The organism is Streptomyces sp. NPDC052079, assembly GCF_040680275.1.
Classification (GTDB): Bacteria; Actinomycetota; Actinomycetes; order Streptomycetales; family Streptomycetaceae; genus Streptomyces.
In genome coordinates this window covers 143,736-159,777 of the sequence record NZ_JBFAWL010000014.1, presented here as the reverse complement: position 1 = coordinate 159,777, position 16,042 = coordinate 143,736, and the positions used below count along the sequence as shown (strand labels likewise).

The 16,042-nt window shown below is 70.0% G+C and carries 10 protein-coding genes; 3 read left to right on the top strand and 7 right to left on the bottom strand.

What is annotated here, in order from left to right; genetic code table 11:
- The first annotated feature begins 141 nt into the window (after nucleotides 1–141).
- Nucleotides 142–1,332 (top strand): GDSL-type esterase/lipase family protein, encoded by a 1,191-nt coding sequence (locus AB0L56_RS21270; RefSeq protein WP_365425317.1) that lies wholly within the window; start codon nucleotides 142–144, stop codon nucleotides 1,330–1,332.
- Between the two features lies 1 nt (nucleotide 1,333).
- On the opposite strand, the gene AB0L56_RS21265 is transcribed toward AB0L56_RS21270, so the two are convergent.
- On the bottom strand, nucleotides 1,334–2,428 hold the full coding sequence (locus AB0L56_RS21265; RefSeq protein ID WP_365425315.1) for a glycoside hydrolase family 43 protein: 1,095 nt from the start codon (nucleotides 2,426–2,428) through the stop codon (nucleotides 1,334–1,336).
- Nucleotides 2,429–2,729: 301 nt separating this feature from the next.
- Here AB0L56_RS21265 and AB0L56_RS21260 point away from each other — a divergent pair, with 301 nt between their 5' ends.
- Entirely contained in the window at nucleotides 2,730–5,993 is a 3,264-nt protein-coding gene (locus AB0L56_RS21260) for a LamG-like jellyroll fold domain-containing protein (protein WP_365425313.1), read from the top strand.
- Nucleotides 5,994–6,062: 69 nt separating this feature from the next.
- On the opposite strand, the gene AB0L56_RS21255 is transcribed toward AB0L56_RS21260, so the two are convergent.
- The 6 genes from AB0L56_RS21255 to AB0L56_RS21230 all read right to left on the bottom strand — a co-directional run bounded on the left by AB0L56_RS21255 (nucleotide 6,063) and on the right by AB0L56_RS21230 (nucleotide 13,923).
- The gene (locus AB0L56_RS21255; RefSeq protein WP_365425311.1) at nucleotides 6,063–7,100 is read right to left on the bottom strand and encodes an ABC transporter permease; all 1,038 of its coding nucleotides are present in this window, start codon (nucleotides 7,098–7,100) and stop codon (nucleotides 6,063–6,065) included.
- Entirely contained in the window at nucleotides 7,097–8,059 is a 963-nt protein-coding gene (locus tag AB0L56_RS21250) for an ABC transporter permease (protein WP_365425309.1), read from the bottom strand. The genes AB0L56_RS21255 and AB0L56_RS21250 overlap by 4 nt, the downstream gene beginning before the upstream one ends.
- A complete protein-coding gene (locus tag AB0L56_RS21245; protein WP_365425307.1) occupies nucleotides 8,052–9,611 on the bottom strand; it encodes a sugar ABC transporter ATP-binding protein in 1,560 nt (519 codons plus the stop codon). Before AB0L56_RS21245 ends, AB0L56_RS21250 begins: the two co-directional genes overlap by 8 nt.
- A gap of 69 nt (nucleotides 9,612–9,680) precedes the next feature.
- Nucleotides 9,681–10,775: an ABC transporter substrate-binding protein gene (locus AB0L56_RS21240; protein WP_365425305.1), complete on the bottom strand. Its 1,095-nt coding sequence runs from the start codon at nucleotides 10,773–10,775 to the stop codon at nucleotides 9,681–9,683.
- Between the two features lie 880 nt (nucleotides 10,776–11,655).
- Nucleotides 11,656–12,687 (bottom strand): LacI family DNA-binding transcriptional regulator, encoded by a 1,032-nt coding sequence (locus AB0L56_RS21235; protein ID WP_365425303.1) that lies wholly within the window; start codon nucleotides 12,685–12,687, stop codon nucleotides 11,656–11,658.
- Between the two features lie 222 nt (nucleotides 12,688–12,909).
- A complete protein-coding gene (locus tag AB0L56_RS21230) occupies nucleotides 12,910–13,923 on the bottom strand; it encodes a LacI family DNA-binding transcriptional regulator (protein ID WP_365425301.1) in 1,014 nt (337 codons plus the stop codon).
- 218 nt (nucleotides 13,924–14,141) lie between these two features.
- Between AB0L56_RS21230 and AB0L56_RS21225 the strand changes: the two genes are divergently transcribed.
- Nucleotides 14,142–15,968 (top strand): sugar-binding domain-containing protein, encoded by a 1,827-nt coding sequence (locus AB0L56_RS21225; RefSeq protein ID WP_365425299.1) that lies wholly within the window; start codon nucleotides 14,142–14,144, stop codon nucleotides 15,966–15,968.
- The last annotated feature ends 74 nt before the right edge of the window (nucleotides 15,969–16,042 follow it).

The window sequence follows — 16,042 nt, the reverse complement described above, 5'->3', positions numbered from 1 at the left end:
GACAATCGATCATACGTCTTTGGCATTTGCCTAAGTGTTATAGGCAAATGCATACTCGCATCAGCCGACCCGCGCCCATCGCTCGCGGCACGACCACGGCCGGCCACGAAATCCACCCGCCCACGCAGACGGACCACAACCATGCCCTCCACCCCGGACGCCCCGATCACCACGCCCATCACCGCCGATCTCGTGCGCGGCGCGCTCGACCTGGAGCCCACCCCCCAGGGGCTCCTGCCGCACCGGCTGCCCGCCTGGGCCCGCGCCCGGAACACCGACCCACAGCTCGCCATGGCGGAGTCCCAGCCCTCCGGCGTACGCCTGGTCTTCCGCACCCGCGCGACCACTGTCGAACTGGACACGCTGCCGACCAAGCGTGTCTACGTCGGCGCCCCGCCCCGCCCGGACGGCCAGTACGACCTGCTCGTCGAGGGACGCCCGGCCGGCCGGGCCACCGCGGCCGGCGGCAACACCCTGACCGTCGACATGAGCACCGGGAGCGTCGACCACGCCTCCGGCCCCGCCGCCACCCTCCGCTTCGCCGGCCTGTCCGGAGACGACAAGACCGTCGAGATCTGGCTGCCGCACAACGAGACGACCGAACTGATCGCCCTGCGCACCGACGCACCCGTCGAGCCCGCCCCCGCCTCCGGCCGCAGGACCTGGCTGCACCACGGCAGCTCCATCAGCCACGGCTCCGACGCCGCGAGCCCGACCGCCACCTGGCCGGCGGTCGCCGCAGCACGCGGTGGCGTGGAACTGGTCAACCTGGGACTGAGCGGCAGCGCGCTGCTCGACCCGTTCGTCGCGCGCACCATGCGCGACACCCCCGCCGACCTGATCAGCGTCAAGATCGGAATCAACCTCGTCAACGCCGACGTGATGCGGCTGCGCGCCTTCACCCCCGCCGTCCACGGCTTCCTGGACACTCTCCGCGAGGGTCACCCCACCACATCGCTGCTGGTCGTCTCGCCCATCCTGTGCCCCATCCACGAGGACACACCCGGCCCCACCGCCTTCGACTTCAGTCGCATCGGCGAGGGACAGCTGCTGTTCACCGCGGCGGGCGACCCGGCGGAACGGGCCGAGGGCAAGCTGACGCTCACCGTTGTCCGCGACGAGCTGCGGCGCATCGTGGCGCAACGCGCGGCGGAGGACCCGAACCTGTACCACCTCGACGGGCGCGACCTCTACGGCGAGACGGACCACGCCGAACTGCCCCTGCCCGACCGGCTCCACCCCGACGCCGCCACCCACCGCCGCATGGGCGAACGCTTCGCCGCCCACGCCTTCGCGGCCGGACGTGGCCCGTTCGCGGAGAACGGGACCTGACCTATTCGAAGAACTTCAGGCTCCAGCCGGTGTCCGTCTCCGGGCCGGGCACGTTGGCGCGGCCGTAGGTGGTGCCTCCCCACCAGCAGAAGGTGCCCGTGTACCAGTAGCGGTTCTCCCACGTGTACGGCGTGCCCTTCGGCACGGCGTGGAACATCAGCGGAAACCGCGGCCCCGCGGGCGGACTTGTGGCGATGTCGCCGTTCAGCAGGACGAAGCTGTGGTGCCCGGGGCCGTTGACGTGGAGCGTCGGGTCCCAGCCGGCCATCATGGTCGCCCGGTGGGAACCGAACAGGCAGCCGTTGGACTTGTACCAGTCCCACACGTACGTCGGGTCCCCACCGGCCCGCAGCCGCAGGTCCGCCAGGCAGTACTGGTCGCTCCAACTGCCGTTGGCGGAATAGACGATGTGCAGCTGCCCGGCGGGATCCCTGATCGGTTCCGGGGCCTCGTTGATGAACGGGTCGCCGACCACCCGCTCCCAGCTCTCCCGGGGCTGCGAGATGATGTACCGCGCGCCGGTGGGTGTGGTCGGGTCGCTCATCCTGGCGAGGTAGATGTTCTGCTCGACATTGGTGTCGCCGGCCCAGCCGGACCAGACGAACCAGCGCTGTCCGCCGAAGGTGAACAGGGTTCCGTCGATGGCCCATTTGTCGTCCGGCAGGGCGAGTCGCGTCTCGGCCGAGTATCCGCTGTCGGGGCGATCCGAGCTGATCACGTACATCCGGTGCGCGGCCCCGCGGCCGGCCGTGAAGTAGATGTAGTACCGGCCTCCGTCCCGCACGATCTCCGGCGCCCACACCTCACCGCGGTCACGGGTGTCGGACCAGACCAGCCGAGGCGTGGCCGAGGCCAGTGCGGACGTCGAGGGGGCCTGCCGTACGACGATGCCGCCTCCGGCCGACTGCACCGAGATGTAGGTGCCGCCCACCCGGATCACGCTCGGGTCGGCGGCGCGGAGGCCGGTCGGGTCCGCCCGGGCGGGTTCCGCGGACGTCATGGTCATCGCGGCGGCGAGGATGCCGGCCAGCACATAGGCGACGAGGGCGGCCGGACGGCGAGCGGGCCTCTTCGTCCCTTTCGGAAGCCTGGTCATCGGTTCCGTCACCTCCACGCCGGGGTTTACATCGATGCAGACGTCTTGGCATGATCGCGATTGGTTCCGGACATGTCAATGGAGTCGTCAACTGTCCGGTCGTTCACCAGCGAGGACTGATTCCGCGCCCCGGCTACGATTTCTGACGCTGCGTCAGCTATGCGCGAAGCCTGGACAGGCGTCGGGAGGCGTGTTGTCATTCCGCTGCACACCGGATTTCCAACGTTGGAATACTGCTGGACGAGCCGATGGCCGCGTCGGCTCCGTCCAGGCCCATGCCTTCTGCGCGAGGAAAGGTCCGATGACAAGACAACACCCCCGCCCCAGGTCGAAATGGTGGGCCGTGCTGACCGTGACGGCCCTGGCCCTGTCCACCGGCGCCCTGGCGCCCGCCGCGACGGCCGCGGTGCCGACGGCCGGGGCGTCCACCCTCACCGCCGCCGACGCCGACGTCCAGGTGCACGGCCTGAAGGGCGAGTACTTCAGCATGTCGGCACCGGGTGCCCGGGACTTCGCCGAACTCGGCGGCACCCTGCTGGAGCCGCAGATCAACTTCTCCGGCCTGACCAGCACCTTCGAGGAGCTGACCGGACGCACCGAGCACACGACCGCCCGCTGGACCGGGCAGATCGAAGCCCCCGAGGACGGTGACTACACCTTCTACGCCATCGGCGACAACGGCTTCCGGCTGTTCATCGACGGCGAGCCGGTGATCGACCACTGGGAGCCGGACTGGGACCGGGAACAGACCAGCGCACCGGTCACGCTGAAGGCCGGGGAGAAGCACGACTTCCGCCTGGAGATGTTCCAGGACTTCGGCGGATCGAACATGTTCCTGCGCTGGTCGACCCCGACGATGCCCAAGCAGCTCGTCCCGACCACCGCCTTCACCCCGCCCGCCGGCTTCGAGGTCTTCCCGGTGGAGCTGACCGTCGCCGAGGACGGACGCAAGCTGCTCGCCCGGTTCGAGGACCGGCTCGGCGACCTCGCACAGGTGGCGGACCACCTGAAGATCGAGGCCGACACGACCGCCATGCCGATCAAGTCGGTGGCGCCCGCCCCGGGGGACCGCAACTCCCTGCTCGTCACACTCTCCGAGCCGATCCAGAAGAACCAGCAGGTCCGGGTCACCTACGACGGTGAGGGCGGCCTGAAGACCGGCGACGAAACCGTGCCCCGGATCGTCCGCTACGCGGTGAACACCTCCACCCACCGGATCACCACCCCGTGGGGTGACAAGCTCGACAAGAACAACCCGCTGCCGGAGTACCCCCGCCCACAACAGGTGCGCGACAAGTGGAAGAACCTCAACGGGCCGTGGCAGTTCAGCGGAGCCGAGGCCGGTGAACAGCCGGTGTTCGGCAAGGACCTGGAAGAAAAGATCACCGTGCCGTTCCCGGTGGAGTCGCAGCTCTCCGGGCTCGAACGGCACGAGGACCACATGTTCTACCGCAAGCTCGTCGACGTCCCACAGAGCTGGAAAGTCGGCAGGAGCAACCGGCTGAAGCTCAACTTCGGCGCCGTGGACTACCAGGCCACCGTCTGGGTCAACGGCAAGAAGGTCGCCGAACACACCGGCGGATACAACGCCTTCAGCGCCGACATCACCGACGCGCTCAAGAACCGGGGACAGCAGGAGATCGTGGTCGCGGTCACCGACACCGGCGGCGCCAACCAGCCGATGGGCAAGCAGTCCAGGAACCCCGGCGGCATCTTCTACACCCAGACGTCCGGCATCTGGCAGACCGTCTGGATGGAACCGGTCGCCGAAGCGGCCATTGACAACGTAGTCACCACGCCCGACATCGACAGCAGCACCCTGGCCATCACCGTCGAGTCCGAGAACGCCTCCAAGGGAGCCCGGGTCGAGGCCATCGCCCGTGACACCCGCGGACGGGTCGTCGGCAGGGTCAGCGGACCGGCCAACAGCAAGCTCGGCCTGCGCGTGGCCGGGCAGCACCTGTGGACCCCGGACGACCCCTACCTGTACGACCTCGACATCAAGCTGAGGGACGGCCGCTCCACCGACGAGGTCGAGAGCTACTTCGGTATGCGTGAGGTCGGCATCAAGGAGGTCGGCGGGTACCGGAAGCTGGTGCTCAACGGCAAGCCGATCTTCTCCCTCGCCACCCTCGACCAGGGCTTCTGGCCAGACGGCCTCTACACCGCGCCCAGCGACAAGGCGCTGGCGTTCGACCTCGAGGCCCACAAGAAGCTCGGCTTCAACGCCGTCCGCAAGCACATCAAGGTGGAGTCGCCGCGCTGGTTCTACCACGCGGACCGGCTCGGCCTGCTGGTCTGGCAGGACTTCGTCTCCGGCAACCTCACCAACGAGACCGGACAGAAGGCCTTCGTGGACCAGGGCCGGGACATGATGCGCCAGCACCACAACGCGCCGTCCGTCATCGGCTGGATCGTCTTCAACGAGGGCTGGGGCGAGTGGAACCGCGAGGAGACCGGCCGTCTCGCCGAGGCGGTCAAGGAAGCCGACCCCTCCCGTGTCGTCAACGCCCACAGCGGTGTCAACTGCTGCAACTCCAAGGGTGATTCCGGCAAGGGCGACATCATCGACCACCACGATTACAACAACGAGGACCCGCCCTTCCCCGACCACCGCGCGGCCATGGACGGCGAGCACGGCGGCTTCACCCTGCGCACCCCGGGCCACATGTGGCCGGGCGCCCCGACCGTCATCTACAGCGGCGTCGACAGCAAGGAGGCGCTGACCCGCAAGTACGTCGAGAACACCGAAAAGTTCTACCTCGACCAGGCCGGCGCCGAACTGTCCGGATCGGTGTACACCCAGATCACCGACCTGGAGAACGAACTCAACGGCCTCTACACCTACGACCGCCGGGAGATCAAGGTCGACCCGGTCCGGGTGCGCGAGATCAACCGCAAGGTCATCGCGGCCGGAGCCGCCGCGGGTGACCGGGAGCAGCTGAAGGGCGGCGGCTCCTGGGCCCTCGACGAGGCCACCGGCACCACCGCGAAGGACGACGGGCCCCAGCACAAGCCGCTGAAGCTGAGCGAGGGGACCACCTGGACCGACGGAGTCAGCGGCAGCGCACTGCAGTTCGACGGCCAGGGCCGGTACGCCCAGACCGACGGCCCGGTGCTCGACACCACCGGCAGCTACACGGTGTCCGCGTGGGTGACCCTGGACTCGCTGCCGGGCAACTACGCCACCGCCGTCAGCCAGGACGCGCAGCGTCGAACGAGCCCCTTCTATCTGCAGTACGGCCATGGGGCGTTCGCCTTCAGCACGCCGGACGGCCGGCGGGCCCGCATGGAGACCACGCCCGAGACCGGTCGCTGGTACCACCTGGTCGGTGTGCGGGACGACACGACGGGCGACATCACGCTCTACGTCGACGGCAAGCGGGCGGCGACCGTCAAGGGCGGGCCCAACTACGTCGCCTCCGGACCCTTCACGGTGGGCCGCGCCCAGTGGAACGGCCAGAACGTCGACTTCTGGGACGGAGCGGTGGACGAGGTGCACGCCTACGACCGGGCGCTCACCGCTGAGGAGGTGAGCGCGCTGTACGGGGCGGAGAAGCCGTAACCGCCACGACAGGCCCGAAGGGTGCGGACGCCGCCGGCGTCCGCACCCTTCGCCGTGGATTCCGGAGCTCTACATCAGTTGCCGGCGGCGGCCCAGCCAGGTCTGGGCGACGACCACGACGGCCAGGAAGGCGCCGCTGACGACCTGCTGGTAGGAGGAGTCGAGGGAACCGATCTGGTTGATCACGTTCTGGATCACCTTGAGCAGCAGCACACCGACCAGGGCACCGCTGACGTAGCCGAGTCCGCCGGTGAGCAAGGTGCCTCCGATGACGACGGCGGCGATGGCCTCCAGTTCCATACCGTTGCCGAGGATGGTGACGCCCGAGGCGAGCCATGCCGCGTTGAGCGCGCCGGCCAGCCCGGCCAGCACCCCGCTCAGGGTGTAGACGCGGATCTTGGTGCGGGCCACCGGCGCGCCCATCAGCGCCGCCGCGTCCTCGTTGCCGCCGACTGCGTACACATGCTGGCCGAACCGGGTGCGGCGCAGGACGACCGCCCCGGCGACGAAGAGTCCCAGGGTGATCCACACGGGGTTGCCGAGACCGAGAGTGGTGCCCTGCCCCAGTTCCGCGAGGAAGGAACCCTTGCCGATCAGATAGGTGTTGGCCCCCTCGTCGGTGAGGGCCAGCATCAGACCGCGCGCCCCCAGCATGGCGGCCAGCGTGACGATGAACGGGGCCAGCCGGGAGCGGGCCACCAGCAGACCGTTGACGACGCCGATCGCCCCGCACACCACCAGCGGCAGCAGCAGGGCCACCAGCGTTCCGTGCCGTGACCCCCAGGCCGCCAGGACCCCGCCCAGCGCGAACAGCGAACCGACCGACAGGTCGATGCCCCCGGTGATGATCACAAAGGTCATGCCCAGGGCGACGATCGCGAGGAAGGCCGAACTCGTCGCCATGTTGCTGATGTTGTCCCCGGTGGCGAAGAAGTCGAAGCCGAACGACGCCACGAGGGAGACGACCACCAGCACGGCCAGCGCGCCGTGCTGCTGGACCAGCGCGCTCACCCGCTCGGAGCGGGCGGAACCCACGGGCTCGCCGGCCGGCGCCGCGCCCGTGTCGCTCGTCGCGGTCACCGGGGCGTCCGTCTTCGTGGCGGTCATCGCTTCCCCCGTCCCCGTGCCGCGTAGACCGCGCACACGATCACTATGGCCTGCGCGATCTGGGTCCAGGAGGGCGGCAGATCGTGCTTGATGAGGGTGGCGGTGAGCAGCTGGATGAGGACGGCTCCCGCCACGGTCCCGGCGATGTTCACCCGGCCGCCGGTCAGCGGTGTCCCGCCGACCACGACGGCGGTGATGGCGGACAGCTCCATGAGGTTGCCCAGCGAGGTCGGGTCGCTGGCCTGCAGACGTGCGGTGGCGAGGACGCCCGCCACGGCGGCGAGCAGCGCGCAGACGACGTACACCACGATCAGTACGCGACGCACCGGCAGTCCGGCGAGCTGCGCCGCGGGACGGCTGTCACCGATGGCGAGGAGCTGCCGTCCGAAGGTGGTGCGGCGGACGACGAAGGCCACCAGCCCCGCCAGCACCGCGGCGATCAGGATCAGATACGGAATGCCCAGCACGTCGCCGGAGCCCAGGGAGGCCAGCGCGGGGTTGCGCAGGTCCTCCAGCTGCGGCAGCAGCACCAGGGCGAGACCCCGGCCGCCGACCATCAGCGCCAGTGTCGCCACGATCGGCTGCACGCCGATGAACGCCACCAGCGCGCCGTTGGCGAACCCGACGGCGGCGGCGAACACCGCGACGACGAGCAGCGCGGGCACGAGGCCGTAACCGAGGTAGAGGGCCGTCACCGAGGCCGCCAGGGCCATCACCGCGCCGACCGAGAGGTCGACGCCCTCGGTGCCGATCACCAGGGCCATGCCGAGCGCGACGATGATGACGGGGGCGACCTGCACGGCCTGGGTGCGGAAGTTCTCCGCGGACAGGAAGTGCGGGGTGATGACGATGTTGACGACGAGCAGCAGCGCCACACCGGCGTAGACGCCGTAGGTCTGCAGCCACTGCAGGACGCGGGCCCGGTCCAGCGGGACGGTCTTGAGGGCGGCTTCAGCCATCGGTGGCCGCCTCCTCGACCGCGTCCCGGTCCGGGGCGTGCCCGGCGATGGTCCGCATCAGCTTGTCCTCGGTGACCTCGTCGCCGGTCAGCTCGCCGACGACGGCACCGTCCTTCAGTACGACCACGCGGTCGGACCCTTCGATCAGTTCCTCCAGATCGGAGGAGATGAGCAGGACGCCCAGGCCGTCCGCGGCCAGTTCGTCCACGAGTTTCTGCACCTCGGCCTTGGCGCCGACATCGATGCCCCGGGTGGGCTCGTCCAGGAGCAGCACCTTGGGGTTCATCGCCAGCCAGCGGGCGAGCAGCACCTTCTGCTGGTTGCCGCCGGACAGTTCGCCGACCTTCTGCTGCGGCGAGGACGCCTTGATGCGCAGCCGCTCGATGAACGTGTCCACGATGCTGTCGACGCGTGCCTCGGAGACCAGCCCGAACCGGGAGAGCCGGGGCAGTACGGCCAGCGCGATGTTCTCGCGGACCGACAGACCGGGCACGATGCCCTCGCTCTTGCGGTCCTCCGGCAGCAGGCTGATGCCCGCGCGGATGGCCGCGGCCGTGGAGCCGCGGCGCAGCGGAGCCCCGGCCACCGTCACGCGGCCCGAAGTCGTCGGGAGCGCACCGGAGATGGCCTTCACGGTCTCGGTGCGGCCGGAACCGAGCAGCCCGCCCAGGCCGACGACCTCGCCGGGCCGGATGCTCACGGAGACGCCGTGCAACTGATGCGGAACCGTCAGCTCATCGGCCTCCAGTACGGGTTGGCCGTCGGTGACGTGATGGTCGCCGGTGAACTTGGTCAGGCCCTCCTTGCGGACCTCACCGAGCTCCCGGCCGAGCATGGTGGACACCAGGGAGAGCCGGTCGAGTTCGGCGAGCCGGCCGTGGTGGACGCGGCGGCCGTCACGCAGCACGGTGACCGTGTCGCACACCGCGTACAGCTCGTCGAGACGGTGACTGACGTAGATGACGGCGATGCCCTCGTCACGCAGCCGTCGGATGACCGAGAACAGGGTCTCGACCTCCCGCGGTTCGAGCGAGGAGGTCGGCTCGTCCATGATGACGATCCGTGCCTCGCTCGCCACGGCACGGGCCAGGGCGACCATCTGCTGTGCGCCGACGCCGAGACTGCGCAGCGGCCGGCGCACATCCACCCGGACGCCGTAGGCGCGCAGCGCCTCCTCGGCCTCCCGGTGCATGCGGGCGAAGTCCAGCAGACCGAGGCGGTTGCGCGGCTCGCGGCCCAGGAAGAGGTTGCGGGCCACGCTCAGCAGCGGGATGAGGTTGACCTCTTGGTAGATGGTCGAGATCCCGGCCCGCTGGGCCTCCAGCGGGGTGGCGAAGGAGACGTCGCGCCCGAGGAAAACGATGTCACCGGCGTCGGGCCGGTGGACCCCGGTGAGGAGTTTGATGAGCGTCGACTTGCCGGCGCCGTTCTCGCCGATCAGGGCGTGGACCTCACCGGCGCGCAGAGTCAGGTCCACGTCGTCCAGGGCCCGGACGCCGGGGAATGTCTTGCTCAGTCCGCGGACGGCGAGGACTTCGGCGGGGGGAGCCACCTGTGCCTCCAGGAAGAAAGGGGTGACGGTCGGACAGGGGGCCCGGGGAGCCGGGCCCCCGCGGCGGACTCAGTAGGCCTTTCCGAGGTCCTGCTCGGCGTTGTCGGCGTTGTAGGCGCTGTCCTGGATGATGAGGTCCTGGTGGACTGCCTTGCCCTGGGTGAAGTCGTCCAGCGTCTGGAACGCCAGCGGGCCGAACCTCGGGTTGGACTCGATGACGCCGCTGATCCAGCCGTCGACGACGCCCTGGACGGCGTTGCGGGTCCCGTCGACCGTGACGATCCTGACGTCACCGGCCTTCTTGCCGGCGCCCTTCAGTGCGGCGACAGCGCCCAGGCCCATCTCGTCGTTCTCCGCGTAGATGCCCTTGATGCCGGGCTTCGACTGGATGAGCTGCTCGGTGACCTGCTGGCCCTTCTCCCGGGTGAAGTCACCGGTCTGCTCGAAGACCACCTTCAGGCCCGGTGCCTTCTCGGCCACGCGCTCCTTGAACCCCTTGGTCCGCTCGGTGGTGACGTTGTTTCCGGCCGCCCCCAGCAGGATCGCGACCTCGCCCTTGCCGCCGGTGGCCTCGATCATCTGGTCGGCGGCGCGCCGGCCCTGCTCGACGAAGTCGGAGGCGATGAAGGACACGTAGTCCCTGCAGGCGGTGGCGTTGATCTTGCGGTCGATGGTGACGATCGGGACCTTCTTGGCGGCGGCTGCCTGGAGCACCGGGTCCCAGCCGTCGGAGTTGAGGGGGGCGATCACCAGCAGATCGGCGCCCTTGGCGAGCAGGTCCTGGACATCGCTGATCTGCTTGGAGAACTGCGACTGGGCGTTGGCCGTCAGCAGCTTGACGCCTCTCTTGGCCGCTTCGTCCTTGATGGACTGCGTTTCGGCGATGCGGAAGGGGTTGGCCTCCTTCTCCGACTGGGAGAAGCCGACCGTGGCGTCCTTGAGATCGATCTTCTTGCCGCCGTAGGCCTCGACGGTGCAGGTCTCGCTGCCCGGCTTCGGCGTGACGACCTGCTGCTCGGCCCCGGCGGCCGCCGGGGACTTCTTGCTGTCCGCCGCGTCGTCCTCCGACTTGGCGCAGGAACTCGCGGTCAGGGCCACGGCGGCGGCCACGGCCACGACCACGGGACGGGCGAGAGGGAGACAACGGTGAGTGGTGCGCTGCATGGTGACCCCGATCCGGGTGACGCTGAAAAGGGAACTGGGGAGCCGAAGGACGCGCGAAGTTGGAGCTGCTCCCCCTGTGCACGGCGGCGTCCGGTGCGCCGCAAGGAGGTTTTACATCGTTGGAAGGATGCTGTAAACCCCTTGCGCACAAGGTGAGAAGGGGAGGGGCGTGAACCGCGCGGCGTTCGTTGGTGCGGCGGTGGGGCTGGGTGGGGTGGGAAGCGCTTGCGTCGGAGGTGTGAACGGCGGGTGTCCGTGCGCGCCCGTGAGCGTCGTGTGGTGGCGGGCGCCTGTGAAGGATGGAGGTGCGCGTCTGGCTGTGAACGGTGCGGGTCTGAATTCGCCTGTGTGAACGCCGCGTTCGGTGTTCACGGCTCGCGCGGCCGTTGCGGTGTGGGTGGGCCGGTGGCGGCTGGGGTGCGTTGTGCGGCCCTGAATTCGCCTGCGTGAAGGGGGTGTTCGAGGTGTTCACGGCTCGCGCGGCCGTGGCGGCGTAGGCGGGACGGCGACGGCTGGGGTGCGTTGTGCAGCCCGGTGCTTTGCAGGCGCCCTGCGTGGGTGCCGACCGGGGTGTTCGCACAGTTCGGCGCTTCGGGGTGGCTTCCCCACTCTCGGCTCCGCTCGAGCGGGGGCACCTCCCAGGACCTTGAGGCACTGGGGGAGAAGCGCCTGCCCGCGCCTCGGGCAGACGCCCCAGCGGCACAACTGCCCGCGTATCGCGCAGGAGGCGGCGGCGCGGCCCCGGACGGCGGCGGGGCCGGGTGACCAGGTGGTGCGGTTCGTTTGGCCGGGCGGCCGCGGTGGGGCACATGCGGCCGCGGTGGGCACGCACGCGGGCACGCGCATGCACCCGATGTGCCCCACTACGGCGGGGAACCCGTCAGGTGGTTCCCCGCCCGCTCCCCGTCGGGCGGCCGAGCGTGCTCTCCCGTTCCACGAGCTGGTAGTCCGCCCAGATACGACGCGGCTCGGGCGCCTGGTCGTTCAGCCGGGCGAGCACCGACTCCACCGCCAGCCGGCCGATGGCGGCCTTGTCCGGCGACACGGACGTGAGCGTCACCGCGCCGAAACGCCCCTCGATCACATCGTCGAAGCCCACCACGGCGATGTCCTCCGGCACCCGCAGGCCCCGCTCGTGCAGCACCCTCATCGCCCCGATCGCCATCGGGTCGTTGTAGGCGAACACCGCGTCGGGCCGCCGTCCGCTGTCCAGGATGTGGTTCATGGCCCGCGCCCCGTCGGCATGTCCCCAGCCGTCGGTGGCCGCGACGAGGCCCTCGTCGGCGGGCAGCCCCGCCGCCGTCAGCTCCTCGCGCCAGCCGCGTACGCGCAGTTGGGCCGGCTCGCTGCGCCCGCGCCGGGCCCCGATGAACGCCACTTCCCGTCGCCCCAGGTCGATCAGGTGCCGCACGGCGGCACGGGCCGCGGCGACGTTGTCGATAGCGATGTGGTCGTACGGCAGGTCGTAGTCCCGCTCGCCGAGCAGGACCAGCGGGACGTCGTGGGCGCGGTCGCGCAGGTCCTCGGTCTCCAGCTCGATGGGACTGAGAATGAGTCCGTCGATGACCCGGGCCCGGAAGCCCTGGCTCACCAGGAGCTCCTGCTCGCGCGATCCACCCGTGTGGTCGAGCAGCACGATGTAGTCGTGGCCGGATGCCGCGTCGATGACGGAGGCGGCCAGTTCGGCGAAGTACGGGTTACCGAGCTCCGGCAGCGCCAGGGCGATGATGCCCGTACGCCCCTTCCTCAGGTGCCTGGCGGCGAGGTTGGGCTGGTAGCCGAGCGCGTCGATGGACCGCTGGACACGCTCGCGCATGGCCGGGGTGACGTGCTGGTAGTTGTTCACCACGTTGGAGACGGTCTTGATGGAGACCCCCGCGTGCGCGGCGACGTCCTTGAGGCTGACCCGCACGGCAATCCCTTCCTGAGCGGCCCGACTCGGTTGGCCGGTGCGGAAACGGTGCCGTCACCATGAGTCGTGCGCCGAGCCGCCGGGCAAGTTTTACAACGTTATACACGCCGTTCCGCGGCACTGACAAGGCCGCGGAAGCGTCGTCCCGGGAGCCTCTCACCGTCCACCGTCACCCCCTCGCCTTCCGCGGTCGAGCCGCGGCCGGGAGCGGCTCGCGCACCGTCACCCTCCCGAGCTCTCCCGCACGATCAGCCGGTGTCCCGCCGTCTCGTCGACCGCCGGCCCGCCCGGTCCGCCGGCGTCTATGCGCTCCAGCAGGAGTTCCACCGCGCGCCGCGCGATACCGGGCTTGTCGGGGGAGACCGTGGTGATCGTGGGGATGCTGAACCGGGTCGCCTCGATGTCGTCGAACCCGGTCACGTCCACGTCCCCGGGGACCGACCAGCCGTCCTCGTGGAGCGCCCGAACCGCGCCGAGGGCCAGATGGTCGTTGAGGCAGAGCAGCGCGTCCGGGCGTCGCGGCAGCCGCATGAGGGTGCGCGCGGCGGCGGCCCCGTCGGCCCAGCGGAACGCGGGCACGGGAAGGACCAGCTCCTCGGGGACGGGGAGCCCCGCCGCGGACAGGGCCTGTTGATAGCCGGCGGTGCGCAGCCGGCTGGTGTTCTGCGTCCCGCGCAGATCGCCGCCGATCACCACGATGCGCCGCCGGCCCCGCTCCAGCAGATGTTCGGTCATCTCCCGCGCCGCCGCCACGTTGTCGATGGCCACGTGGTCCGCGCTGCCCGGCGGGTTGTACTCACCGAGCAGCACCAGCGGCAGCCTGGTGTCACGGCCCGCCAGGTCGCGGGGCCGCAGGGCCAGCGGCGAGAGGATGACGCCGTCGGTGAACTGTGCGTCGAACCCGTGCACGGCGGCCAGTTCCTTCTCCCGCCGGCCGCCGGTCTCGAGTAGCAGGGTGGTGCTGCCGCGGCGCTCCGTCTCCGCCATGACGTGTTTCGCGAGCTCCGCGAAGTAGGCGATGTCCAGCTCCGGCACGGCCAGAGCGATCACCCCCGTACGGCCCCGGCGCAACTGGCGTCCGGCGATGTTGACCCGGTAGCCGAGAGCGTCGATGGCCTCGCGCACCGCGGTCCGGGTCTGCTCGGAGACGTGCTCGTAGTCGTTGAGGACGTTCGACACCGTCTTCGGTGAGACACCGGCGTATTCCGCGACATCCTTGATCCTGGGCCTGCCCATGCTTCCCTCTCGTGCCTCCCGTTGCCTCGGGATCGTAACGGCAGCATCGGGTGTCCGGGCGGCAGCTCCGGGGTCGTACGGACGGCAGCTCCGCGTGATCCGGCCGCGCACGGCCCGGACGGTTCCTGCGAAAACTTTCCGCCATCTCCATTTACATCGATGTAATCGTATGGTCGCATGAGCCGGTACCCAGCGCACCTGCACTGATGAGGAGCAGCATGAGCACGCCCCCGCCCCTGGATGTCCCGCGTCCGGAGTACCCCCGGCCCCAGTTCGTCCGCGAGGCCTGGCTGAACCTCAACGGCCGCTGGCAGTTCGAGACCGACCGCGGCGACAGCGGACTGGAGCGGGGACTGCGCGAGCGCGAGCTGGCGGACGAGATCGTCGTGCCCTTCTGCCCCGAGTCCACCCTGTCGGGCATCGGGGACACGGACTTCATGGAAGCCGTCTGGTACCGGCGCACGGTGACCCTTCCCGCCGAGTGGTCCGGTTCCGACGTCCTGCTCCACTTCGGCGCGGTGGACCACGACGCCACCGTCTGGGTCAACGGCACCGAAGTGGCCCGCCACCGCGGAGGGTTCACCCCCTTCACCGCGGAACTGCGCGGTGTGGCCGCCCCCGGTGAGGAAGCCGTGATCGTGGTCCGCGCCCGCGACACCCGGCACGGCCCGCAGGCGCGCGGGAAGCAGGCCACCTGGTACGCCAACACCCACTGCCATTACACCCGAACCACCGGCATCTGGCAGACGGTGTGGCTCGAGCCGGTGCCGGCCACGGCCCGCCTCAAGCGTCCGCGCATCACCCCCGACCTCGGCTCGGACTCCTTCCACATCGACCTTCCGGTCACCGGGAACCTGCCGGGGCACCGCGTGCGCGCGGTGCTCTCGGACGAACACGGCGAGGTGGTCACCGCCTCCGCCCGCGCCGACCTCGGCCTGTGCCCCCGGCTGGTGCTGACCGTGCCGGAGGACCGGGTGCGCACCTGGTCACCGGCCGACCCGCACCTGTACGACCTGCGGTTGCAGCTTCTCGACGCGGCGGGCGGGGTCGTCGACGAGGCGACGTCCTACGCGGGACTGCGGTCGGTCGCCGTGCACGGCAAGCGGGTGCTGATCAACGGGGAGCCGGTGTTCCAGCGGCTGGTGCTGGACCAGGGGTACTACCCGGACGGCCTGATGACCGCCCCCACCGACGGCGACCTCGTGCGTGACATCGAACTGGGGCTGCGGGCCGGCTTCAACGGCGCCCGGCTGCACCAGAAGGTGTTCGAGGAGCGCTACCTCTACCACGCCGACCGGCTCGGCTACCTGGTCTGGGGCGAGTTCGGCGACTGGGGCTGCGAGACCGGCGTCCGCGACGACAACCAGCGTCCCGACGCCAGCTACGTCGCCCAGTGGCTCGAAGCCCTGGAACGCGACCACTCGCATCCGTCGATCATCGGCTGGTGCCCGCTGAACGAGACGTACCAGAACCTGCACGACCGGATCACCGCGCTCGACGACGTCACCCGGGCGATGTTCCTGGCCACCAAGCAGGCGGACCCGAGCCGCCCCGTGATCGACGCCTCCGGCTACGCCCACCGTGTCCCGGAGACCGACGTGTACGACTCGCACTGCTACGAGCAGGACCCGCGGGCGTTCGCCAAGACCATGGCGGGACTCGCCGAGGACCGTCCCTACGTCAACACGGGCCCCGGCGGCCGTACCTGGTCGGTCCCCTACCGTGGACAGCCCTACTTCTGCAGCGAGTTCGGCGGCATCTGGTGGGACGCCGCGACCGCCGCCACCGCGGCCGGCGACGAGGCGGGAACCTCCTGGGGATACGGCGAACGGCCGCGCACCGCCGAGGAGTTCCTGACCCGCTTCACCGGCCTCGTCGACGTCCTGCTCGACGACCCGGACATGTTCGGTTACTGCTACACCCAGCTCACCGACGTCTTCCAGGAGCGCAACGGAGTCTACGGCTTCGACCGCGGCGAGAAGTTCGACACCGCCGCACTGCGCCGCGTCCAACAGCGCACGGCCGCCTGCGAATTGGCCGGCTGACGGCATCCCACCCGGCCCCGGCGGACGACCGGACCGGGCCCCCGAACCCCACGGTGTTCCGTCGGCACCGTCCG